Annotated in this window: 1 protein-coding gene; it reads right to left on the bottom strand. The window is 33.8% G+C overall.

The window, feature by feature from the left end:
* On the bottom strand, positions 1-240 hold a 240-nt coding region (locus tag AC1DPZ_RS28845), incomplete at its 3' end, for a DUF3467 domain-containing protein (RefSeq protein ID WP_477410000.1).
* Between the last annotated feature and the right edge of the window lie 266 nt (positions 241-506).

Genomic DNA, 506 nt, shown 5'->3' on the forward strand with positions numbered 1-506 from the left:
GTTTACTGCCTCAAATTTCTCAATATTATCTTCAAGAGCCGTTAACAATCTTTTAGCGTGCTCAGGTGTTACGATTATTCGTGATTTAACTTTAGCCTTCGGAGTACCGGGCATAATTCGGATAAAGTCCAGTACAAATTCTTGATTTGAGTGGGTAATTATAGCTAAGTTTGAATAAATACCTTCTGCAATTTCTTCAGAAAGTTCGATATTTAACTGATTTTCATTCTGTTCTTCCATGGTGCTAAAATAGCAAAATCAGCTTATTCCCGGTACTTATCGATTAATTGTTTTTGTACTTCAATCATAACTTTCTGCTTAAAACAACTGAATTGCAACTGGTCACAATTTATTTCTTTGACCTCTTTGTAGTTTATCTTTTTAAGCAACTTATTTACGTAGTTTTATCAAGTAATGATATGCAAATTTACTTCATAGATTGGACGGCCTGTTTTCAGTTCTTCGCCGATTAATTCTACAAAAGGTTAGCCTTGGTAGCCATGCTT

It is taken from the genome of Mucilaginibacter sp. P4_G9 (genome assembly GCF_056400985.1).